The sequence below is a fragment of the Nocardioides sp. W7 genome (assembly GCF_022919075.1).
In the GTDB taxonomy this organism is placed as follows: Bacteria; Actinomycetota; Actinomycetes; order Propionibacteriales; family Nocardioidaceae; genus Nocardioides.
On sequence record NZ_CP095078.1, the window covers coordinates 4,463,965 to 4,487,677 of the forward strand.

At 69.8% G+C, this 23,713-nt stretch carries 10 protein-coding genes; all 10 read right to left on the bottom strand.

Annotated features, from left to right (window positions below; genetic code table 11):
• Positions 1-381: 381 nt before the first annotated feature.
• Positions 382-4,863, bottom strand: a complete 4,482-nt coding sequence (locus MUB56_RS20965) for a phosphodiester glycosidase family protein (protein ID WP_244928955.1) — start codon at positions 4,861-4,863, stop codon at positions 382-384.
• 395 nt (positions 4,864-5,258) lie between these two features.
• The gene (locus MUB56_RS20970; RefSeq protein ID WP_244928956.1) at positions 5,259-6,026 is read right to left on the bottom strand and encodes a winged helix-turn-helix domain-containing protein; all 768 of its coding nucleotides are present in this window, start codon (positions 6,024-6,026) and stop codon (positions 5,259-5,261) included.
• An 11-nt stretch (positions 6,027-6,037) separates the two neighbouring features.
• Positions 6,038-6,808, bottom strand: coding sequence for a phosphate ABC transporter ATP-binding protein PstB (gene pstB, locus MUB56_RS20975; protein ID WP_244932452.1), 771 nt, complete (start codon positions 6,806-6,808; stop codon positions 6,038-6,040).
• Positions 6,809-6,936: 128 nt separating this feature from the next.
• The gene (gene pstA / locus MUB56_RS20980; protein WP_244928957.1) at positions 6,937-7,845 is read right to left on the bottom strand and encodes a phosphate ABC transporter permease PstA; all 909 of its coding nucleotides are present in this window, start codon (positions 7,843-7,845) and stop codon (positions 6,937-6,939) included.
• The gene (pstC, locus tag MUB56_RS20985; RefSeq protein ID WP_244928958.1) at positions 7,845-8,774 is read right to left on the bottom strand and encodes a phosphate ABC transporter permease subunit PstC; all 930 of its coding nucleotides are present in this window, start codon (positions 8,772-8,774) and stop codon (positions 7,845-7,847) included. The genes pstA and pstC overlap by 1 nt, the downstream gene beginning before the upstream one ends.
• A gap of 22 nt (positions 8,775-8,796) precedes the next feature.
• A complete protein-coding gene (locus MUB56_RS20990; RefSeq protein WP_244928959.1) occupies positions 8,797-9,753 on the bottom strand; it encodes a PstS family phosphate ABC transporter substrate-binding protein in 957 nt (318 codons plus the stop codon).
• Positions 9,754-10,036: 283 nt separating this feature from the next.
• Complete coding sequence (locus MUB56_RS20995; protein WP_244928960.1) at positions 10,037-17,524, bottom strand: DUF2341 domain-containing protein; 7,488 nt, start codon at positions 17,522-17,524, stop codon at positions 10,037-10,039.
• A gap of 49 nt (positions 17,525-17,573) precedes the next feature.
• Positions 17,574-18,137, bottom strand: coding sequence for a hypothetical protein (locus MUB56_RS21000; protein WP_244928961.1), 564 nt, complete (start codon positions 18,135-18,137; stop codon positions 17,574-17,576).
• A 341-nt stretch (positions 18,138-18,478) separates the two neighbouring features.
• A complete protein-coding gene (locus tag MUB56_RS21005; protein ID WP_244928962.1) occupies positions 18,479-19,834 on the bottom strand; it encodes a M1 family metallopeptidase in 1,356 nt (451 codons plus the stop codon).
• On the bottom strand, positions 19,816-23,670 hold the full coding sequence (locus tag MUB56_RS21010; protein ID WP_244928963.1) for a Pls/PosA family non-ribosomal peptide synthetase: 3,855 nt from the start codon (positions 23,668-23,670) through the stop codon (positions 19,816-19,818). Before MUB56_RS21010 ends, MUB56_RS21005 begins: the two co-directional genes overlap by 19 nt.
• Positions 23,671-23,713: the final 43 nt, after the last annotated feature.

Consider the following 23,713-nt stretch of genomic DNA (forward strand, 5'->3'; position numbering starts at 1 on the left):
CGACGAGGACCGGTGCGCTGCGCCGAGCCGGTGAGCAGCTCGGGATCAACCCCGAGACGCTGCGCCACTGGGGCAGCCAGGTCGAGAGGGTGGATGACCCCGCGTCAGATGTGACACGGCCCACCACCGCGACCACCGAGCACTCCCCCCGTACCGACCGCACACGGGACGCGATCCGCTGCCACTCCCCACACGCGCATGCTCCCCGCCTGGGGGGAGCTACCAGCAGATGATCAGTGCCTACCGCGGCCCCGATCGAACTCCTGGACGTGTGCTGATGGCTACCCTGATCGCCTCGGTCAGCCACGAGTCCGACGAACACCCCCTGTCGCAGGCGCGACAGGGGGTGCCGTGGGAGTTGCGAGCGTGATGGTGCTCGGGTCAGCGGCGGACCCGCTTGCTCCGCAACGGGGCTGAACGTGCCGACTCGTACCCGGCCTTGGTGGCCCGCACGACCACCTTGATCCGGCTGCCGACATCTGCCTTGCCCAGCTTGTAGCGGTTGCTGGTCGCGCTGCGGATCACCTTGGTGCCGCGGTACCAGGTGTACGTCACCTTCGCGCCACCCCAGTCGCCGGGGAGCACCTTCAGCACCGCGCCACGCTTGGCGATCCCCTTGAGCCGGGGCTTGCCGACCGTGATCCGTCCCGCAGCCACCGCGCCGGTGGCCGCGCTGTCACGGCTCACGGCGACCCGGCCCACCTTGGCGCCGATGACGCGCAGGGTGAGCCTGTGTCCGCGATCGGCCGCCGTGGCGACGTACTGCGCACCCGTGGCTCCGAGGATCGGGCTGCCATCGCGGAGCCACTGGTGGGTGAAGACCGAGCCGGACTCCCACCCGTCGGTACGAGCCTGCAGCGTGAGACCGACTCGCACCGTGCCGGCGATCCCCGGCGTGGCCGATCCGACGACGGTCGGGACCGGCTCCGGCTCCGGCGTGGTCACCGGAGCGGTGACCACGGAGGAGGCAGCGCTGGTCGCGCTGGTGGACTCGTAGCCCTCGAGGTGACCTGTCACCACCGCCTGGATCCGGGCACCCCGGTCGGCCTCGGTGAGTCGGTAGCCACTGGATCGGGCGCCGAGGATCTGGTGCCCGTCGCGCAGCCAGGCGAACGTGACCGTCGTGCCCTCCTGCCAGGAGCCGGCATCAATCAGCAGCGTGCTGCCGATGGTCGCCTCTCCCGACACCTGGACGGTCGGGGCTGCCTGCACCGCAGACCTCACGGTCGTGCTGGCGGCACGGACCGTGACCGGTGCCCGGTCCGCCCCGGTCACCGTCGCCTCGACGGCCATGGTGTGGCCGATGTCGGCGGCGGTGATCCGATAGCTGGCTGCCGTGGCTCCGGGGATCGTCAGTCCGTCGCGCAGCCACTGGTGGCTGACGTCACCACCGACGGCCCAGCCACCGAGCGTCGCGGTCAGCTCCTGCCCGAAGACCGGGCTCCCGGAGAGGGCGAACTCGCCACCCGTCACCGTGAACGAGACCGTCTGCACCGCGTCGTTGACCTTCAGGGTCACCGAGCCACTGCCCGGGCGCAGCGCCGACAGCTCGCCCGAGGTCGGGTCGATGGCGGCCACGGCGTCGCTCGGGGCATCGGCGACCTCACCGACGAACACTCCGTCGGTTCCGCTCCACGCGTGGCTCACGGGCCAGGCGACAGGCACCTCACGGGTGTCGTCCTGGAGAACCACCGGCGCGGTGTCGAAGACCTGCCCGACGCCGAGTGCGGTTCCGGGCGACTGCACGGTCAGCGAGTCCACCCGGGCGTTGACCTCGGAGCTGAGCCAGTCGGCGCCCCGGTCGTCCGTGGCCTCCCACTGTCCCTCTTCGGGGTCGATGCCGAGCATGGTCCATCCGGTGAAGCCTCCGTCCTCCGGGGTGGAGGCAGGGCCCTTGCCGGAGTTGCCGTTCACCAGGTGCGGCACACCGTCGATACGATCGGCGTGGAAGACACCGACGTGGGATCCGACGAAGCCGATCGACTTGCCGGTGTCCGCCCGGAACTCGGTGAGCCAGTCCTCCAGGAGCTCAGCCTCGTTGCGATCGCCGAGCTGGCTGCCCTTGGTCGGCAACGGGTCGTCGATCGGGTGGTGCTCGAAGACCAACACGCCGGTGATCCTGGGGTCCTCGGCGGCGTCATCGAATTGCGTGCGCAACGCGCGGACCTGGCTGAAGTCGTCGGCGAGCTTGCCGGTGGTGGTGTTCAGCGTGATCAACCGGGTGTGGTTGAGATCGAAGGTGTGGTTGGTGGCACCGAACTCATCCTTGAAGTTCGTGATCGCCCCGCCCATCACTTCGTGGTTGCCCGGCACGTAGTACCAGGGGAAGCCCACGCCACCCAGTTCCTCGTCGAGGATCGAGCGAGCCAGATCGAAGTCGGCAGGAGAGGCTTCGTCGACGAAGTCTCCGTTGATGATCAACACGTCGGGCTTCTCGGCCACGATCTCGCGCAGCGCATCCCGAGCACCGGCCACAGCGCCACTGTTGGGGTCGCGAGCGACGAACTGGGCGTCCGACATGACCGCGACCCGCAGCGGCGACTGGTCAGTGCCACCGGTGCTGGTCACCAGCGGATCCTGCACCGGCTCGACCACCGGGGCGGTGACCCCGTCCGGCGGCAGGTAGGCGTAGATCTTGGAGAACTCCATCGACCCGGTGTACTGCTTGGCCGCCACCGTCTCGAGGATCCGGATGCGCTCGAGCTTGAGCGGGAAGGAGAACGAGCTGGGGACGACGAAGTCCTTGCGCTCCCAACCGGTCCAGGTGGCGTACAACGAGGTGGGAGCGCCGTTCTCGTCGGCACCGTCGAGCCAGTTGCGTACGCCGTTGGCCTGCATCACCTGCAGACGTAGCAAGGAGCCGTTCCCGTCGCCCTTGACCCAGACCGAGAGCTTCTGCGGGCGGCCCGGGATGTCGATCCCTCCCGAGCCACCGGTCACCGCGCCGGGCGCAACGGCGTACCGGCCCCGGGTGCCGGTGGACTGGGTGAAGTCGTAGTTGAGCTTGATGCTGGGTTGCCCGTCGTGACCGTCACCGGCCCCGATGCTGCCCGTGGGAGCCCGGTCCTGCGCCGTGGTCCACTGACTGATGTCGCTGAAGTCGTCGATCAGACGGACCTCGAGTGGGACAGCCACCGCGACCTCGGCGACCAGGTCGCCGTGGGAGAAGCGGAGGGTCGCGGTGCCCGTGTCGCCGATGGCGGTGACGGTGAAGCGACCGTCGGCGGTGGGCTCAACCTTGAACACGTCGGGCGACGGGTTGTCCACCGTCAGATCTCCCGCCTCGACCAGTGCGGTGAACCCGAGGGCGTCACGGCCGGTGAAGGAGAGGGTCTCGCTGGCACCCTCCTTCTCCAGGTTCACCACGTTGTGGTTCACCGTGAGAGCGGTCGGAGCGCCCAGGACCTGCACCGTGCTGACACCCATTGCGACGCCGCGGCGGGCGCGCACCTTCACCGTGCCGGTCTTGCGGCCCGCCACCACACCGTCGCCGACTCGGGCGACGTCGGTGTCGGAGCTGCTCCAGGACGCAGGCGCCTGGTCGACAGGTGATCCGGTCTCGTCGTGGCCGCGGCCCACCATGGTCCGGTGGAATCCGGCGAAGACCCGGTCGGCGTTCTCGGTGTCGGATGCGGGCGCAACGGCGTACCCCTCGAGCTCGCCGGAGCCCGGCGCGGCGAGCACCAGGCCCATGCCGTCGCCGTCGTGCCGCTCGAAGCCGTCCGATGGACTGTTGGCGATGGTGGTGGAGGTGTCACCGACACGCCGGATGTTCATCTGGCTCGAACCGCCGCCGTCGGCGTTGATCGCGTCGTCGATACCCAGGTCCAGCATCAGCCGGCCCATCTCGGTGAAGCCCATGCCCTTGGCCACGGCGACGCGCCCGTCGACGACCACGAAGTACGCGGTCCGGCGGTCGGAACTGAACCCGATCATGGTGCGGGGGTTGACCCCGGAGAAGTACTCCTGGCTCGCGTCGAACGGCAGTGCCACGCCGTCACGCACCAGAGGGTGCCAGGCACCGCCGGCCTCGGCCACGTTCAGGTTGGCGTCGTCGACGGAGTAGGAGATCGTGACTCGATCCCCGGTCGCCAGCTGCTTGAGTCGGTTCGCCGCTGCCGAGCCGTCGGCTGCCACCAGCGCCTGCACGCCTTCCGCCAGCTGGCCCTCGCCGACGGTGTCGGAGACGGACGTGACCTTGCCCTGAGCGTCGAGCACCACCTCGACGCCGGCGGCGGGGCCGCTGAGCGCGCGTGCTCGGGAGAACTCGCCCCACTGGCTGTTGTAGACCGACAGGCCGTTCGTCGGAGCGCTGGACACGTTGATGCCGGTGATCTGGACAGCAGTGTCGTCGGCGAATCTCGCCGATCCGACGAGGGCCAGATTGACCAACGCACCCAGCCCGTCCTTGGTCATCCCGACCGATGCAGAGGCGTCGGGGTTGCCGGACTTGATGATCTTGCCGTCCCGGACACCCCATCCAGCTGCGGCACCGGAGTTGTTGATGTCGAACCGGTCCAGGTTCACCCCGGCCACCGCTGCGCTGGACTCGGTCAACTCCGTGACCGTGCTCCCGCGCCCGGCCACGGTCGGGGGCGTCAAGTACTTCATCTTGACCGTGCTGTCGGAGAGCTCTGCCTTGAGCACGTTGATCTGCTGCCACCCGTCGGGGCCCAGTCGTTCCCACTCCACGTGGGTGAGGCCAGGAGCCACCTGCTCGGTGCTGAGGTCGTTGATCACCGCGGTGCCACCGCGGTCGAGGTTCATCCCCTCCACGACGATGGGCGCGCCGGCCGTGTCGGCAGCGTTCGCGAAAGGAGCCATCGCGACGCTCGCCGCGATGCCTGTGGTGAAGATGGCCAATCCGGCCACGGTGGCTGCAGCGGTCTCAGCGCCGCGCCGTCGTGCCTGTCTTGTCACTACGTTCGTCCTTCTGTGGTCCGAGTGCCGACACCGGGCGGTGAAGCCGCTCGCAGCCAAGACAGGTAAAGAGGCCTCTGAGAGGCCTATCGGTGGATCTCAGACGAACGCGGACGGTCCGAAAGCGACGGCCCCGGTCGTAGGACCGGGGCCGTCGCACTCGTGGGTCGCCTACCTCCTGACCCGCAGCTTGAACACGCGGCTGCTGGACCTGTAGTCGGCGTCACCGCGGTACGTCATTGCCGACCGGGTGGTCGGTGGCCGTCGTACTGCTGGTGGCCGCTCTGACGGTCAGCGCGGCCGCCGAGGCCGCCACCGGCACCCGGCGGCACTGCCCGCTAGGAGCCGAGCGTCAGCGAGTAGCCCCGGCCCCGGATCCTGCGGATGCGTGCGATCCCCTGCAGTCGGTTGCGCAGCCGCGCCACGTGCACCGAGATCGTGTTGTCGGCCGGACCGGCGTGCGTGTCGCCCCAGAGCGAGAGGCGCAGCTCGTCGTTGCTCAAGACCTCCGGCGCGCTGTACATCAGCGTGCGGAGCAGCTCGAACTCCTTCAACGGAAGATCGGCGATCCGCTCGCCGTTGATGCGGACGAGGTAGGCCCGAGTATCGAGCTCGATGGGACCGAACGAGACCTTCGCGTGGTCGTCGAAGCTGTTGCCGGACTTGTCCAGGATGTCCCAGACCGTCTCCGCGGTGTAGGGACGAGTCATGGCGGCGCCGGCGCCCGCCAGCAGCAGCGGTCCGGCCTCCGGAGCATCCGCTCGATCCAGCGCGGCGACCACGAACGTCGGGCCGTACTCGCGCACTTTCCGGACGAAGTCCACCGCGGGCAGGCCCGGTGTCTCCGGCGCCACGACGACGGCTGTCGGTCGGAGGCGACCGAACTCGATCAACGCGTCGAGCGTGGAGCCCACGCAGGTCACGTGCACCCCACGGGTCGACATGTCCTCGGCCAGCTGCTCGTGGTCGACGAACGGGTCGACCACCAGGAGCTGGGCCCCTGTCGCCTCGGTCCAGTGCTGGTTCGAGGCTCGGGCCCCCGCCTGGCGTGGCGGAAGCTCCTGCTCGCGCTCCGCGAGCGGGAGCATCCCGAGTTCTGCGGTCATGCGACGGTCTCTCAGCCGAAGCGACCCGAGATGTAGTCCTCGGTGCGCTTGTCAGAGGGGTTGGAGAACATCCGGCCGGTCTTGTCGAACTCGACGAGGAGACCGGTGCGGTTGCCCGTGGTCTCGTCGGGCCGTGCGGTGAAGAACGCCGTACGGTCCGAGACCCGGGCGGCCTGCTGCATGTTGTGGGTGACGATGATGATCGTGTAGTCGCTGCGCAGCTCGACCATCAGGTCCTCGATGCGGGCGGTGGCGATCGGGTCGAGGGCCGAGCACGGCTCGTCCATCAAGATCACGTCCGGCCTGGTGGCGATGGTCCGGGCGATACAGAGCCGCTGCTGCTGGCCGCCGGAGAGGCCGTACGCCGACTGCTTCAGCTTGTCCTTGACCTCATCCCACAGCGCCGCTCCGCGGAGCGCCTCCTCGACCAGGTCGTCCATGTTGTCGACCTTCATGCCCGTGACCCGGGGGCCGTAGGCGATGTTGTCGTAGATCGACTTGGGGAACGGGTTCGGCTTCTGGAAGACCATCCCGATGGCGGTGCGGACGGCGATCGGGTCGATGCCGCGACCGTAGATGTTCTGGCCGTGGTAGGTCACCTCACCCTCGACGCGGGCTCCGCTGACCAGGTCGTTCATCCGGTTCAGGCAGCGCAGCACCGTGGACTTGCCACAGCCCGAGGGCCCGATCAGGGCGGTGATCTCGTTCTTGCCGAACGAGAGGTTGACGTCGTGGACCGCGTGGAAGTCCCCGTAGTAGACGTTGAGCTTCAGCGCCTCCATCACCGGGTCCGGGGGCATCTCGGGCAGATTGCGCTCGGCCTCCTGGTGGGCGGAGGACAGGCTGCCGATCTCGACGCCGTCCACCGGACGGGTCGAGGTGGTCGCGGGGTGCGTGGACATGACGTCTCCTACCAGGATCGCTGGAACTTGTTGCGGATGACGATGGCGAGCGCGTTCAGCCCGAGGATCATCACGAGCAGGACGATGATGGCCGCGGAGGCGGCGACCCGGAACTCTTCTTGCGACTGCGAGGTCAGGTTGTAGATCTGGATCGGCAGCGCCGTGACCTCGCTCAGCAGCCCCTCGGGATCGAAGCGGACGCCGACCCCGATGCCGACGATGATCAGCGGCGCCGCTTCACCGATCGCCCGGGAGAGACCGAGGATGGTGCCGGTCGCGATGCCGGGGATGGCCGAGGGCAGCGTCTGGCGCCAGGTGGTCTGCCAGACCGTCGCACCGAGGGCGAGCGAGCCGTGACGGATCTCGCGTGGCACGGCTCGGACGGCCTCGCGGGTGGTGATGATGATGACCGGCAGGATCAGCAACGCCAGGGCGACGGCGCCTCCGAGCACGATGCCGGTGCGCTCGAAGCCGAGCAGCGACATCACGGCGACCGCGAGAAGGCCGTAGACGATCGACGGCACCGCGGCGAGGTTCTGCAGGTTCACCTCGATGAACCGGTTCCACCAGCGGTCCTTGTCGGCGAACTCCTCGAGATGGAGCGCCGCAGCGATCCCCAGGGGTACGGCGAGCAGCGCCGTGAACAGCATGATCCACAGCGAGCCGAGGATGCCGGCCCGGAAGCCGGTCTCCTCGGGTCGCACTCGGGAGGCGTAGTCGGTCAGGAGCGCCGCGTCGAAGCGGGACGAGCCCTCGATGGCGACGTCGATGATCAATACCAGCAGGACCATCACCCCGAAGAACAGCGAGAACCACAGTCCCACCAGGAAGATGAGCGAGCCGAGGTTGCGGTCCTTGCTCCGGCCCGTGGAGAGGCCGGCGGTGACGTCGCGGGCGGTCGTTGCAGCGATGCTCATCAGTACTCCTGCCGGAATCGGCGGACGAGGGCGATGCTGATGATGTTGATGACCAGCGTGATCACGAACAGCAGCAGGCCGACCGCGAAGAGGTTGTTGTACTGGATGGAGCCGACGGGGTTCTCGCCGCCCGCGGTCTGGGCCATGAAGCCGGTCATGGCCTGCATGCCATCGCGGGGATCCAGGCTGAGGTTCTTCTGGGCGCCGGCGGCCAGGGCGACGATCATCGTCTCCCCCACGGCCCGGGACAGGCCCAGCACGATCGCGGCGGCCACGCCCGACAGCGCGGCGGGAAGAACGACCCGCAGCGTGGTCTGCATCCGGTTGGCGCCCATGGCGAGCGAGCCCTGCCGCAGCGCGTGCGGCACGGCCGAGAGCGCGTCCTCGGACAGCGAGGCGATGGTGGGCACGATCATGACGCCCAGCACCAGGCCCGCGGACAGCACGTTGGTGAAGTTGACCTCGATGCCGAGAAGGTCCTGCAGCAGCGTCGGCGTCACGAAGGTCAGGGCGAAGAAGCCGTAGACGACCGAGGGGATGCCCGCCAGGAGCTCCACCGTCGGCTTGAGGATCCGACGGGCACGTGGCGAGGCGTACTCCGAGAGGTACATCGCCGCGCCCAGGCCGAGCGGGATCGCGACGACGAGCGCGATGAACGTGACCCAGGCGGTGCCCGCGACGAGCGGGAGGACGGCGAACTCGCCCTCGGTGGCGAAGAAGTCACCGAACGGGACCTCGCGGAAGAACTCCACCACGGGTTCGATCAGGGCCGCGATGATCCCGATGGTGATCGCGACCGAGAGGAGGGCCGCGGTCAGCAGCAGCGCCTTGATGACGGCCTCGAGGGGCCGGGGCTTGCGCCCCAGATCCGGGACGCCGGGCAGGCCCGTCCCGGAGGACGGGCCTGCGCCGGTGGTCGTGATGCTCATGAGAGCCGGGTGACCTTTCGGGTCAGCTCGAGAGACCCTCGAGCGACGACGTCGTCTCCGCGTAGAGGTCCTCGCTGAGCGGGATGAACTGGCCGATCTCGGCGATCTCGGCGAGGTTCTCGATGTAGAAGTCGACGTAGGCCGCGGTGGCGGCGTTGTCGGCGTACTTCGCCTTGTTCACGTAGATGAACAGCGGACGGGCGAGCGGGGTGTACTCGCCGGCCTGGGCGGTCTCGGCGGAGGGCTCGATGCAGCCGTTGCCGCTATCGATCGCCAGGGCCTTGAGGCTGTCGGCGTTCTGCTCGTAGTAGGTGTAGCCGAAGTACCCGGTCGCACCCTCGGTGCCGGCGACGCCCTGGACCAGGACATTGTCGTCCTCGGAGGCCTCGTAGTCGGTGCGGGTCGCCTCCGACTCGGCGCCGATCACGTCGGCGGCCATGTAGTCGTAGGTGCCCGAGTCGGTGCCGGGACCGAAGAGGGCGATCTTCTGGTCGGGGAAGCTCGGGTCGAGCTCGTTCCAGTTGGTGACCGTGGAGTCGGGGCCCCACAGTGCGATCAGCTGGTCGACGGTGAGGCAGTCCACGTCGAGGTCCTTGTGCGTGACCACGGTGAGCGCATCCGTGGCGACCTGGAGCTCGGTGTACTCGATCCCCTCGGCCTCACACGCCGCGATCTCCTCGTCCTTGATCGGACGGGAGGCATCGGAGATGTCGGTCTTCCCGGCGCAGAAGGCCTCGAACCCACCGCCGGTGCCGGACTCGCCGACGGTCACCTTGACGTCGGGGTTCTCCTCGGCGAGCAGCTCGGAAGCAGCGTCGCTCATCGGGAACACGGTGGAGGAGCCGTCGACAGCGACGTTGCCGCTAGCCGAGCCGTCGCCCTCGCCGCCACTGGCGTCGGAGCCGCCACAAGCGGACAGGGCCAGGGCGAGGACGGCAACACCGGGCACAACAGCCCGGCGGATGGAAGTGCGCTTCACTTCAGAACTCCTGATGTCTGGGTTGATGACATCGCCGAAGCTAGACAGCCCGGGTAACGCGCTCCCTGGTCATTTCTGAACAGAACATGAACAAGGGTGGATGACTCCGCGTCGGATGTGACACGGACTACCACCGCGAGATCCCTTCTCCGAACCAGCGCGCGTTCGAGAACGGGCACTGCCCGGTCGTCACTTGAGAAGACGACCGGGCAGTGCGGTGGAGCGGGACGGGCGGTGGAGCGGGGCGGGGCGGGCGCTGAGCTTTCCCGGTCCGCCCCTGGAATCACCTACGGCGAATCTTCGTCGCCTTGCTGGTCATCGATTCCTTGACATAGCCGGCGAGGCGCCCGGTCACCTTCACCTTGATCCGCCGGCCAGCGTCTGCAGGACGAATCGTGTAGGACTTCTTGGAGGCACCCTTCACGGCCCTGCCGTCGACATACCACTGGTAGGAGTAGGAGACCGAGGACGGCTTCCACCTGCCCGTGTTCGCCTTCACCTGCTTCCCCGGCTTCGCCTTGCCCTTGATCGTGGGCTTCCTCGCGGTCAACTCACCCTTGGCCACGATCTCGGCCAGGCTGATCCGGGTGACCGTGGTGTAGCCGGGCTTGGTGCCGGTGACCTGGACCGAGATCCGCTTGCGCACGTCGGCCGCACGGAGCGCGTAGCTGGCCGAGGTGGCTCCAGCGATCGCAGCCCCGTTGCGGAGCCACTGGATCTCCTGGGTGACGCCGACTCCCCAGTCAGTCGTGCGGAGCTTCAGCGCCTCGCCGACGCGCGCCACCCCCGTGAAGGTCGGTTGCTCGGAAGCGAGAGTGCCCGGCGCAATCGTCACCGCTGCCGATTCCGCCGTTGCCGGCTCGAACCCGGACTTAGATCCGGTCACTCGGACCGACACCGCCGCGTGCACGTCAGCAGCACCGGGCACGTACGACCTGCCTGTGGCTCCGGCGATCACCTGGCCGTTGCGCAGCCACTGGTAGGTGAACTCCGCATCCGCGGGTGCCCAGGTGCCCGGCGCCGCCGCCAGCGTCTCGCCGAGGCGCGGCGTGCCCGAGACGACCGGCGTGCCGGCAACGACGACGTCCGGTACGACCACCCGCTCGGTCACGATGACCGTTGCGGTGGCCGACGACGACCTGGTGCGCTCGTCGCCCGCGTAGGAGATCGCGAGGGACTTGGTGCCCGCGGTCGCGAACGGACCGACCTCGATGCTCACCCTGCCGGACGCATCCAGATCACCGGTCACGGCGTCACCACCGACCGTCACCGTCACCGAACCGGTCGGCACCGTCTCACCGGCAGACGTCACCGTCACCGGCACCGTCACCTTCTGCCCGGTCAGCACCGAGGCCAAGGAACCAGGCATCACGGTGGAGTCGGCAAGCTCGGGCTCCTGTCCGGCCTCACCCGTGGCGAAGGACCAGACCGGCGACTCGGTCGAGTGGCCGCGGTCGTTGGTGGCCTTGGCGTACCAGGAGTACCCGCGGTTCTCCTCGAGGTCGCCGAGCGCGTCGGCGGAGAGCACTGCCCGCTCCCCCGAGGCGACCCGGACCGGCGCGCCACCGAGCATCTGCGCACCGCGTGCCGACACGGTCAGGGCATCGGTCGAGATGGTGCGAGAAGCAGTCTGCAGGTCGTAGGGAGCAACGAAGTTCTCGTTCTCCTTCAGGTCGATCGAACCACCCGATCCATGGATGCCCTCGGGCCAGTACTGGTTGCCCTCCTTCTTGATGGAGAAGGTCGAGTGCTCCATGTCCTTGGTCTCGGTGTCGAAGTCGATCCACCGCATCCAGCCGTCGCCACCGTTGGGGTTGCACTGGGGGTCGAACATGACCTCGTAGACCACCCGCCCCTCGGACGGACGCTGCACCCGGGTCACCGGCGAACAGTTGTGACCGGTGAGAACCATGCCGACGTTGTCGTTCGGCGCGACGAGGTCCTCGAAGACCTGACGGCCCTGGTACTCGTAGTCCGCACCGCCGTAGGGCTGCAGGTAGACGTGCACACCGATGACCACGTTGTGGTCCGGGTGGGCCTTGATCACGTCATCGGCCCACCGGAACGCCTGCGGGTCCAGCTGCATGCCCAGGTAGAGGAACAGGTAGTCCGCGCTGGGCGTCGAGATGACGTCGTAGTGCTCCGCGTTGCCACGGTTGCCGTCGCCGTACCATTCGCGGTCCTCGAACCGCGCCTTGCCGAACCACTGGTTGTAGTAGGTGTGATCGCCCCAGTCGGCCGGGCCGACGTCGTGGTTGCCGGGCAGGACGCCGTACGGGAAGTCCGCCTCGTCCATGATGTCGTGCGCGGAGTCGGCCACCTCCCACTGATAGGGCTGGTCGGGGTTGTTGACGAGATCCCCGGTGTGAACGCCGTAGACGATGTCCTCGGACTCCCGGTTGTCCACGGCGAACTGCGCCATGTCGCGGTAGGTCTGGTGGAACGAGCCCTGGCTGTAGAACTGGGTGTCGGTCATCCAGAGGAACCGCTGCTTGGTGTCGGTGTCCATCACCAGCTCGGGCACGTTCTGCACCAGGACGGTCGCCTTGTCCTGGACGACGAACCCGGCGACCTTCGTGCCGCCCTGCAACGAGATCTCCCCGCCGTCGCCCTCAGCGGAAGCGAGCTTCACCCACTTCGCGTCGCTGTGGTTCCACACCGAGAGCTGCGCGCGGTCGCCCTTGTCGACGCTTCCGGTCCAGCTGACCTCGAAGTCGGCGGCACCCAGGTCGGCGGGAACGGAGACCTCGAAGCGCTGGAACGGGTACGCCTTGTCGATCGAGGTCTCGATCACCTCGTCGTCGGCTGCCGCCGCACCCGCAACGTCGCCGCCCTGACCGGCGTCCGGTGCAGGCACACCGTCGAGGGTGCTTCCAGTCGCGACCGAGGCCGCTTCGCCGGAGTACGACGAGTGGAAGGACACGTCCAGCGGCTCACCCGAGGCGTCGGAGGCGAGCACCGACAGCTCGGCGTTCTCCGGGTCCACGTCGACCGCGCCGTCGACCGGGCGCGGCTCGCTCGGCTCGGCGGGCAGGCCGCCGGGGGCCTGGAACGCGATCGTCCTGCTCGACACGTTGCCGACGGAGTCGGTCGCGGTGGCCACGAGCGTGTGGTCGAGTCCGGTCAGGTCCAGCAGTGAGATCGTCGAGTCGTTCTTCACCGTGCGGCCGTCGATCCTCAACCTCAGCGAGGCGACCTCGTTCGCGTCGGTGGCCGACGCGAGCACCCGGAAGTCCTCGTCGTACCGCTGACCTTCGACCGGGGTCTCGACCTCGATCACCGGTCCCTCGCCGTCCACGAAGAACTCCACCGACTTCGTGACGCTGCGACCCGACGGGCGGGTGCCGGTCACGCTCAGCGTGTGGATACCGGCGGCGAGGTTCTCGATCGTGTCCCCGAAGTCGCCCTCGACCACGCCCACCTCCACCGGCGCCCCGCCGTCCACGGCGAAGGAGACCGTCAGCGGCTCCCAGGTCGTGCCGGCGACGCCGATCAGGCCCGGTGCGTAGGCGACGCCCGGTGCCGGGGTGGACAGGAACAGTGCCGGGGCGCTGTCCTTGGTCTCCATGCCGCCATGGGTCACCAGCTCACCGGTGGCCGACAGGTGCTCGGCCTTGGCCCACGAGGCGTTGCGTGCCGACCTCGAGACCCGGAGCTGGTCGAAGAGCATGTTCAGCGAGTCCTGCGAACCGTCCTCGAGCGAGCCGAGCATCAACGGTTCCGTGGACCCTTGGCTCAGCATCGCACCGATGTGGTTGGAGACCACCAGCTCGCCGTCGACGTAGAGCCGCAGCAGTGATCCGTCGTGCGAGGTGGCGATCGTGTGCCAACCGGCCTCGATGGGCGAGGTCGCCGAGGACCAGCTACCGCCCAGCTTCAGCGATGCCGTCAGGCCGCCGTTCACGGTGAAGATGCCGAACGTGTCGCCTGACGCACCGCCACCGGGGACGCCACGCGACATGATCATGTGTCGGTCGCCGGCTGCGAGGGCGGTCTCCGGGACGTACACGGTGGCGCTGTACATGACATGCGGCGAGCGGGCACCGGGCCCGGCCACGCCGGAGTCGATCTTCATGCCGGGCGTGTTCTGAATGGCGACCGCCGGCGACAGGTTGCCCGCCGAGCGGAAGTAGCTCTGCTCGCCGAGCTGCTCGACGGTGAGGTCGGACCCGTTGGCGTCGTACTGCGGGTGGGTGTCGTGCGCCATGTGGGAGACGAACTCGTAGTCGTCGTCCCACACGTCGGTCGGGTCGACCGTGGTGGGCTCGACCCCGTCGAAGTACAGGTAGATGGTCCGGGCCTCGGCGGAGACCTCGGGCACCTTCACCCAGATCGACGACAGTCGTGCCGACGAGTGCCAGCGCTCGACCTCGAACGGCAGCGGCGTCGGGTCGTCCGCCGTGGTGAAGACGATCCGCTCCGGGTCGATGGCGCTGTAGTCCACGACGCGGTCGTCGAACTGGACCAGGGACGGTACGTCGGCCAAGGGTGTCGGGATGTCCGCCTGCACCACGAACGGGATCCGCCTCCTGGCCTGCGGAACCTGCCAGGAGTCGGGCGCCTTGGTGCCGACGGCGACGAAGCTCACCGACTCGGTGTGGGTGTTGCCGGATCGATCGACGGCGGTGGCCTGGAGCACGTGGTCGTCACCGACCAGGTCCTCGGCAGCCAGGTGCAGCCCGGTCTCGACGGGGCGGCCGTCCAGGAGCAGGGTCAGGAACTCGACGCCGGACTCGTCGTTCGCCGTGACGTCGAGGTCGACTCCGTCGTCGCCGTAGTTGGCGCCGTCGGTCGGCGACGTGAACACGATCGACGGCTTGGTGGCGTCGACCTGGAAGCCGACCGAGCTGGCTTGGGTGTCCGCACCCGCGGTCGCCCGCACGTCGATCGTGTGGCTGCCACCCTCGAGCGCTCCGAGGGCGACCCGGAAGTCACCGAGTCGCAGACCCGTCGAGACCCAGTCCCCACCGTCGAGGCGGTAGTCGATGCTCGCCGTCCTCGACACGGTCCCGGTCAGGGTCGGTTCGACCGGGAGGACGGCGTCAGGTTCCGGGCTGGTGATCACCAGGGCGAGCGCACCCGCCTCGGTGGAGGTCTCCACCATTCCGCCCGAGACGAGCCTGCCGCTGAGGGCGAGGTGTTCGGCGCGCTGCCAGCTCTCGCTGCGCGCGACCTTCGAGACACGTACCTCGTCGTACACGTAGCCGGGCTTGGCCGGGTAGCTGCCGGGTTCGGCGGTGGCGGCCTTGGCCATCTCCCCCAGGCGCAGCTGGAATTTCGAACCGGTACGCAGCGGTCCGCGGGCGGCGTACTCGTAGACCAGCTTGCCGTCGATCAGCATCTTCGTCTTCTCGCCGTCGTGGCTGAAGGAGATGGTGTGCCAGCCGGGCTGGATCGCGACCCGGTCGCCGAACGACCACTTGTTGTCGACGGCGAGACGCGGGCCGATCGAGCCTTGGTGGAGCAGGAGGGTGAGCTGGTCGTCGATCGGGAAGTTGTTGGTCTCCCTGGCGACGATGTAGTTCTCCAGGCTGGAGGCCTTGGTGTGCTCCTCGCTGAGATACACCGAGGTCGTGATGGTGATGTTCTCGGCGGCGACCCCGGGGTCGCCGGGGTAGGTCAGCGCTCCGCCGGCCGGGAAGGTGACGCCGGGAGTGCCGCTACGCGTACGAGCGCCGAACGTCGCCGCGGTGGTGCTGCGCTCGACCAGGAGGTTGCCGTTGGTGGTCGAGTCGGGCAGCCGGTCGGACGCGTCCGGGTTGGACATGTGGGTGACGACGTCGAACTCCTCGTCCCACACGTCGGTGGCCGGGACGGCGTTCTCGGGGGCTCCGTCGAAGTACATGAACAGCTTCGACGAGTCGTTGGTGACGCTCGGGGCCCGGACCCAGACCGAGGAGACGCCCTCGGTGTCCCACTTCTCGATCTCATAGGGCAGCGGGTCGGTGCCGCCTGCTGCCAGGAAGGTCAAGGAATCGCGGGTGATCGTGGAGTGGTCGACCTCTTCGGCGTCGAACTGCACCAGGACCGGGAAGTCCTCGACGTCCTCGGCCAGGTCCGAGGCCTGGATGATGAACGGGAGGCGCTGCTGGGCCTCTGCGACCCGCCAGGGCTCGCGACCGGACTCGCCGGACACCGTGAAGGTGGCGGTCTGCGCCGACTCGTTGCCGAGGTCGTCCTTCGCCGTCACCTCGAGCACGTGCTCGCCGGGGCTCAACGCGACGCCGCGCTTGTTGCGCACCGGCGTCCCGTCCAGGACCAGGACCAGGCCGGCCTCACCAGCGTCGGTCGCGTCGACGTCCAGCTGGACGGCACCTGCATAGGACTGTCCGTCGACCGGCGAGTTCACGGTGACCTGCGGTCCCTGCGCATCGACCTGGAAGGTGCGCGCGACAGTGACCGGAGTCTGCCCGGCGACCGTCGCGGTGACCGTCAGCGTGTGCTCGCCGTGGGTGAGGTCGGGCAGGGTCAGGTCGACCGCGTCGGTGTGGCCGGTGAGCTCGACCGGCTGGCCACCGTCGACGGCGTACGCGATCTGGGCCGGCTGGTTCACCGTGCCCGCGAGGCGGACCTCGGCGCCGAGGCGCGCACCGTCGGCCGGGGAGGTGAGGTCGAGAGCGACGGCGACGCCGCCGTCCTTGGTCTCGATCGGCCGGTTGTCGGTCAGCTCGCCGGTCCGGGCGAGGTGCTCGGCCCTGATCCAGTCGGCGCTGCGCGCGACGGTGGAGAGGCGGAACTCGTCGAAGACCTGGCCGGCCTTGGTCGGATAGACACTGTTGGTCATCCGGCCGAGGCGGAGCGGCAGGATCGACCCCTTGAACAGCGCGCCGGTGACGGCAGAGTCTTGAGTCATCTCTCCGTTGACGTAGACCTTGAGCCGCTGCCCGTCATAGGTGACCTGGAAGTCGTACCACCCGGGGCCGGAGAGGGCGGTGTACGGCGTGTCGCTCCACTTCCCCCCGGTCTGCATGCGCGGACGGACCCGACCGTTGTGGGCGAAGAAGGTGAACTGGTCGTTGGGCCGGAGCTCCGGGGCCTCCTCGCGGGAGAAGATGTGGTTCTCGGCGCTGTTGGACGCCGTGATCGCCTCGGGCAGATAGACCGTGCCGCCGTAGGTGATGTGGTCGACCTTGTTGCCGACGCCGTCCCCACCGCCCGGGTAGTCCAGGTACTCGTCGGCGCCCAGCCGGATGCCGGGCGTGCCGGACGCGGTCTCCGCGCCACGGACGGCAGCGGCGACGGGCTCGAGCGTGAAGCCGTTGCCGGTGGAGTCCGGGACGGTGCCGGAGCCGGTGTGCATGTGGGAGACGACCTCGAAGTCGTCGTCCCACGCGGTCGCCGAGTCGACCGACGAAGCGGGCGTCCCGTCGAAGTACATGTACAGGTCCTCAGCGGTGCCGGAGACCGACGGCACCGACACCCAGACCGACGCACCGTCGACGCTCCACGTCTCGACCTCGTAGGCCAGCGGCGTCGCGTCGTCGTCCGTGGTGAAGACGAGAGAGTCGGAGTCGGCACTGTCGACCTCGGCCGCCGAGAGGGTGACGAGTGCCGGGAAGTCGGCCACCGCACCGGACAGCCCCTCGCCCTGCACCGTGATCGGGAGGCGCTGCTGCGCCGAATCCACCAGCCACGGGTCGCTGGGAGCGGCGGTTGCGCCCTGAACGTCGACGGTGGCCAGGAGGCCGACGGTCATCAGGGCCGACAGCCCCGTGGCCAGGCCGCTCCGGATGCGGCGTGACCGGTTGGACGCGGACGCATGTCTGCGCATGTCACTCACTCAAGGTCTCTCTTTCGGCGTAGGACCGGAACCCAGATGCTCAGGGCACCGCTGAGGTGGTGCCGCCGACGTGGCGTAGCCGCCGCCGGCGTAGAACGAACCAGCCCCCGAGACCCGCGAGCGCCACCAGGGCAACGGCTGCGGAGAGCTGACCTGCGGCGCTGGCACCTGCGGACTCGCCGGAGCCGTCGAGGCGCCAGTCGTAGGTGTCGGCCTCGAGGGTGTAGAGGTGGCGCTGGACATCGGGGCCGGTCGCGAGGGTCTGGTAGGCCTCGTGGATGTCGGTGAGGAGCGCCAGCTGCACCGTGGCTGAGGCAGCGGCGGTCGGACACGCGAAGTCGAGGCGAGCTCCGTCCTCGGCCAGCTCGCCCACAGCGGCGAGCGCGCCGGCGCAGGCGCCCTCGGGCGTGGTGACCTTCACCTGCTCCAGCAGGTACGCCGACAACTGCGGCGCCGCCGCCAACACCTCGGAGTCCTGGGCGTCGGACTCCCCCGGCACCAGAGCACCGTCCTGGAAGACGTAGGTCCGGGTGCCGTTCAGCAGGCCGAGATGCATGGCCAGCGCGGTGATGTCGTCCGGCGGCGCATGCCAGGTGACCGACACGGTCTTACCGCTCGACGTGATCTCGGCCGTCTGCGGAGCTCCGAAGGGGTGTGCCCCCGCGCGCTCGGTCGGGGCAAGGACTGCTCCGACAAGGAACAGTGCCCACACGCCCCAGAGTCCACGACGCATGCAGATCTACTCACCTTCAGGACAGAGCGCGGCTGATCGACTCGCGCCCACGGCGAGCTCCCCGGACGAATTTCACCGAGCCAGATGGATGCTTGGACTACACCCGTGCCTTGCCGCATGAAGTCGAGGTGAACGGGACGGATCCCGGCTCAGGTGGTGCTCGAGTCGCCTCGCCTGCGCGAGCGCGACCTCGTGCTACGTCGGCTCGACGGTCACCTGGCGGCTGACAGGTCTGGCAGGTCCGGCAGGTCCGGGTGGTCCAGCCACGCCCTGAACAGGTTCGCGAGGGCAGCGCCGGTGCGCTGCTCGGCGTACGCGACGAAGTCGGTGGTGGTCACCGAGCCGCCCGTGTGGTCGGCGACCCAGCCGCGCAGCAGGTCGAAGAAGGCGTCGTCGCCGACGGTGAGGCGCAGGGCGTGCAGGGTCAGCGCGCCGCGCTTGTAGACCCGGTCGTCGAACATCAGCTCCGGACCCGGGTCGGCGAGCACCAGGTCCTGGTCGAGGCCGGCGAGGCGTTGGTGGTGGCGGCGCGCGTGGTCGTCGGCCGGCTCGCCGCCGGAGTGCTCGGACCAGAGCCACTCGGCGTAGCAGGCGAACCCCTCGTGCAACCAGATGTCGCGCCACTCCCGCAGGGTGACGGCGTTGCCGAACCACTGGTGGGCCAGCTCGTGGGCCACCAGCCGGACGGCTCCCCAGTCGTCGCGAAGGTAGTTGCGGCCGAAGGTCGACAGGCTCTGCGACTCCAGCGGGATCTCGAGATCGTCGTCGGTGACCACGACGGCGTACGAGCCGAACGGGTAGGGGCCGAACAGCTCGGTGAAGACGGCGAGCATCTCCGGCTGACGGCCGAACCCGGCCTCGAACCCGTCGGTGGTGCCCTCGGGTACGGCGGCGAGCATGGGGACGGCGGCGTCGAGCCGGCGGAGCTCGTACCTCCCGATCTGGACGGTGGCGAGGTAGGTCGACATCGGCTCGTCCTGCTCGTGGACCCAGGTCACGGTGTTGCCGCGGCGCAGGCGGCTCTCGAGCCGGCCGTTCGCGACGACGGTGTAGTCGGGATGCGTGGCGACCGAGATGCGGTACGACGCCTTGTCGTCGGGCCGGTCGTTGCAGGGGAACCAGGTCGGCGCCCCGTGCGGCTGGCCGGCCACGATCACCCCGTCGGTGAGCTCCTCCCAGCCGGCCTCGCCGTGGTGCTTCTCGATCAGCGGCTTGGGCTTGCCGGCGTACTTGACGCTCATCCGGAAGACCGTGCCGGCGCCGATCGGGGTGCGCAGCGTGACGACGAGCCGGTGGTCGCGGACGGCGTACCTGGCGGGCGGCCGACCGTCGACGGTGACCTTCTCGACGTCGAGGTGGGCCAGGTCGAGGACGACCCGGTCGAGGTCGGTCTCGGCGAGCGCCTCGATGGTCGCCTCCCCGCGCAGCCGGTTGCCGTCGACCTCGTAGCTCAGAGCGAGCTCGTAGCGCGTCGCGCTCCAGGACGGATCGCCGTGCCCCGGCAGGTAGGGGTCGGCGGTGGGCAGGTCCGAGCGGCTGCCGGGCAGCTTCACGAGCGGGACACCCACGGCCCGATGGGGTTGCCGATCCAGGTCGTCTTGTCGGGCACCGACTCGCCCCTCATCACCAACGACACGGGACCGACCGTAGCGTGGCGGCCCAGCGTCGCCGCGGGGAGGATCACGCTGTTCGGACCGAGGGTCGCGCCGCGTCGAAGGACGACCGAGTCGAGGCTGAGCAGCCGGTCGTGGAACAGGTGGGTCTGCACCACGCTGCCCTGGTTGACCGTGGCGCCGTCGCCGAGGTCGACCAGGTCGGTCTCGGGCAGCCAGTAGGTCTCGCACCACACGCCGCGACCGATCCGTGCGCCCATGGCGCGGAACCACACGTTGAGCAGCGGGGTGCCGGCGACGGCCCGGGCGAACCACGGCGCGGCGAGCACCTCGACGAAGGTGTCGGCCAGCTCGTTGCGCCACACGAACGAGCTCCACAGCGGGTGGTCGCCGGGGCGGACCCTGCCGACGAGCAGCCACTTCGCGGCGACCGTGACCAGGGCGGCGACGATTCCACCCGCGGCCAGCACCGGCCCGGCGAGCACCAGGCTGATCAGCGGCCCGGCGGCGTCCGCGACCGCGACCAGGGTGACGGTGCTGACCGCGGCCAGGGCGAGGGCGGCCATGACCGGGACCAGCCGGCACAGCTCGACGAACCCGCGGGCCACCTTCAGCCGTCTCGGGGGCTGGTAGGTGCGGGCCGCGTCGGTGTCCTGGCTGACCCGGCGCAGGGGGGCGGGCGGGCTGCCGAGCCAGGACTCGCCGGCCGTCGCGACCTTGCGGCGAGGTGCCGCGGAGAGCACCGCGACCAGCGAGGCCTTGGGGACCTTGCGTCCCGGGGCGGCCATGCCGGAGTTGCCGACGAAGGCCCGCTTGCCGATCTTGACCCGCTCCACCCGCAGCCACCCGCCGCCGAGCTCGTAGCCGCCGATCAGGGTGTCGTCGGCGAGGAACGCCTGGGCGCCGACCTGGGTCAGCGACGGGATCATCAGCACCGTCGAGGCCTCGACGTCGCGTCCGACCCGGGCGCCGAGCGCACGCAGCCACCCGGCGGTGAGCTGGGAGGAGTAGAGCGGGAACAGCCAGGTCCGTGCCTCGTCGAGCACCCGGACGGTCGTCCACACCGCGAGAGCGGGGGCACTGCGGACGGGATGGACGCCGGTGCGGATCGCCAGCCCGGCGACTCGGACCACGGCCCACACGAGGAAGGCCAGTACCAGCAGGCCGACCACCGTGGAGACCGGCAGCCAGGCCAGCAGCCCGAGGGCGTCGGCGTACCCGTCCGGGCGATCGAGCAGCAGCGGCACGGCGAGCCCGGCGACGACCGCCGCGACCGGGAGTGAGGAGAGCAGCAGCGCGACGACGGCGTACGCCGCGACCCAGCTGCTCCGGTTGACGGGCCGCGAGTGCCACGGACCGCGGGCGTCGGTGGCGACCCGGGCGGCTGGAGCACCGGACCAGAACTCGCCCTCGGGCACGGTTCCGAAGACGGCGGAGCCGGGCGCGACCTCGGCGCCCGCGCCCACGACCGCGCCGGGGACCAGCATCGAGCGCGCTCCGACGCGGGCTCTCGCGCCGATCCGCACCGGCCCGAGGTGCAGCACGTCGCCGTCGATCCAGTGACCGGTCAGGTCGACCTCCGGCTCGACCGAGCAGCCCTTGCCGAGGGTCAGGAAGCCGGTCACCGGCGGCAGGCTGTGCAGGTCGACGTCGGGTCCGACGCTGGCACCGAGGAGCCGGGCGTACCAGGTCATGTAGGGCGCGCCCGCGAGCGAGGTGGCGCCGAGCTCGTCGGCGACGCGGGTGGCCAGCCACAGCCGCAGGTGCACCTTGCCGCCTCGCGGGTGCTCGCCGGGCTCGATGCCGTTCAGCAGCAGCCGGGCGCCGGTGGCCGCGAGCAGCATCCGGCCCATCGGCGCGACGAAGAGCAGCACCGCGAGGCCGAGCAGGGGCGGGTGCAGGGTCGGCAGCCACTCCAGGCCCATCAGGTCGAGGGTCTGGCAGCCGATCGCGGCCCAGGTCAGCCAGCGCGGCCCGGCCAGCGCCCGCAGCCCCAGCAACGCGGCGACCTGCCCGGCCTGGGTCTTCAACGGCACCACCGGCACGGTGCGGTCGCTGGTCGGTCCCGCCTCGGCCATGCCGTCGAGGTACGCCGCGAGCCCGCCGAGGGTCGGCTGCTCGTAGAGGTCGCCGACCACGACCTCGGGATAGCGGGTGCGGAGCCGGGAGACCATCTGTGCCGCGGTCAGGCTGCCGCCACCGAGGTCGAAGAAGTCGTCCTCCCGGCCGCGGACACTCGCGCCGAGCACCTCCAGCCAGAGCTCGGCGACCCAGGTCTCGGTGCCGCCGAGACTCGTGGCACCGGTGTCCGCAGCGGTCGGCAGCGGCCAGGGCAGGGCGTCACGGTCGACCTTGCCCGATGTGCGGGTCGGGATCTGGTCGACCACCGCCACCCGCGGGACCAGCGCCGCGGGCAGGTCGCGGCGCAACAGCTCCAGCGACCGGGCCCGGTCGAAGGAGGCGTCGACGGCGACGTAGCCGACGAGCAGCTGGTTTCCGGCCGCGCTCCGCCGGACCGCCGCGGCGGCTCCGTGCACGCCGGGCAGCTGCAGCAGGGCGCTGTCGATCTCGCCCAGCTCGATCCGCCGGCCGCCGAGCTTGACCTGGTCGTCCGCGCGGCCGCCGAACAGCAGCCCCGCGGGTTCGAAGACGACCAGGTCGCCGGAGCGGTAGGCGCGGTCCCAGCCGAGGGACGGCATCGCGGCGTACTTCTCGGCGTCCTTGACGGGGTCGAGGTAGCGGGCCAGTCCGACGCCGCCGATGATCAGCTCGCCGGTCTCGCCCGGGGCGACGTGACGTCCGTCGGCGTCGACGACGGCCAGGTCCCAGCCGTCCAGCGGCAGGCCGATCGGCACCGGTGCCTCGCCGGTCAGCAGCGCGCCGCAGGCGACGACGGTGGCCTCGGTGGGGCCGTAGGTGTTCCAGACCTCGCGTCCGGGCGCGATCAGTCGCGCGACCAGCTCGGGCGGGCAGGCCTCGCCGCCCATGATCAGCAGCCGCACCCTCGCCAGCGCCTCGGCCGGCCACAACGCCACCAGGGTCGGCACCGTCGAGACCACGGTGACCCGGTTGGCCACCAGCCACGGGCCGACGTCGATGCCGCTGCGGACCAGGGCGCGAGGTGCCGGCACCAGGCAGCCGCCGTACCGCCAGGCGAGCCACATCTCCTCGCAGCTGGCGTCGAAGGCCACGGACAGGCCGGCCATCACCCGGTCACCCACGCCGAGCGGCTCGTCCTGGAGGAACATCCGGGACTCCGCGTCCACGAAGGCCGCGGCGTTGCGGTGGGTCACCGCAACGCCCTTGGGGGTGCCGGTCGAGCCGGAGGTGAAGATGACCCACGCGTCGTCGTCCAGACCCGGGTCCTCCGGCTCGCGGGCCGGACCCGACCGCCGGGCGGTGATCGCGAGGTCGTTGCCCACGACGGCCGCGACGTCGGCCTCCCCGAAGACCAGTCGGGCTCGTTCGTCAGGGTCGTCGGCGTCGACGGGGACGTACGCCGCGCCCGCGAGCAGCACGCCGAGGATGGCGACGTACAGGTCGGTGGTGCCCGAGCCGACCCGGACCCCGACCTTGTCGCCGCGTCCGACTCCCAGCGCGTTCAGCTCGGCGGCCAGTCCGTCGGCGGCCTCGGCCAGCTCGGCGTACGTCAGTGCGCCGGTGCCGGCGTCGACCGCCGGTTCGTCGGCCGCCTGGTCGACCGTCGCCCGGAAGACGTCCACGAGGGTGCGGGCGGGCGGAGCCTGATCGCCCCGCAGGAGGGGCGCGGTGGGATCGGCGGGGTCAGGCACGCGAGTGACCTTGCTGCATCGAGGTGAACGGCAGGTGGCCATC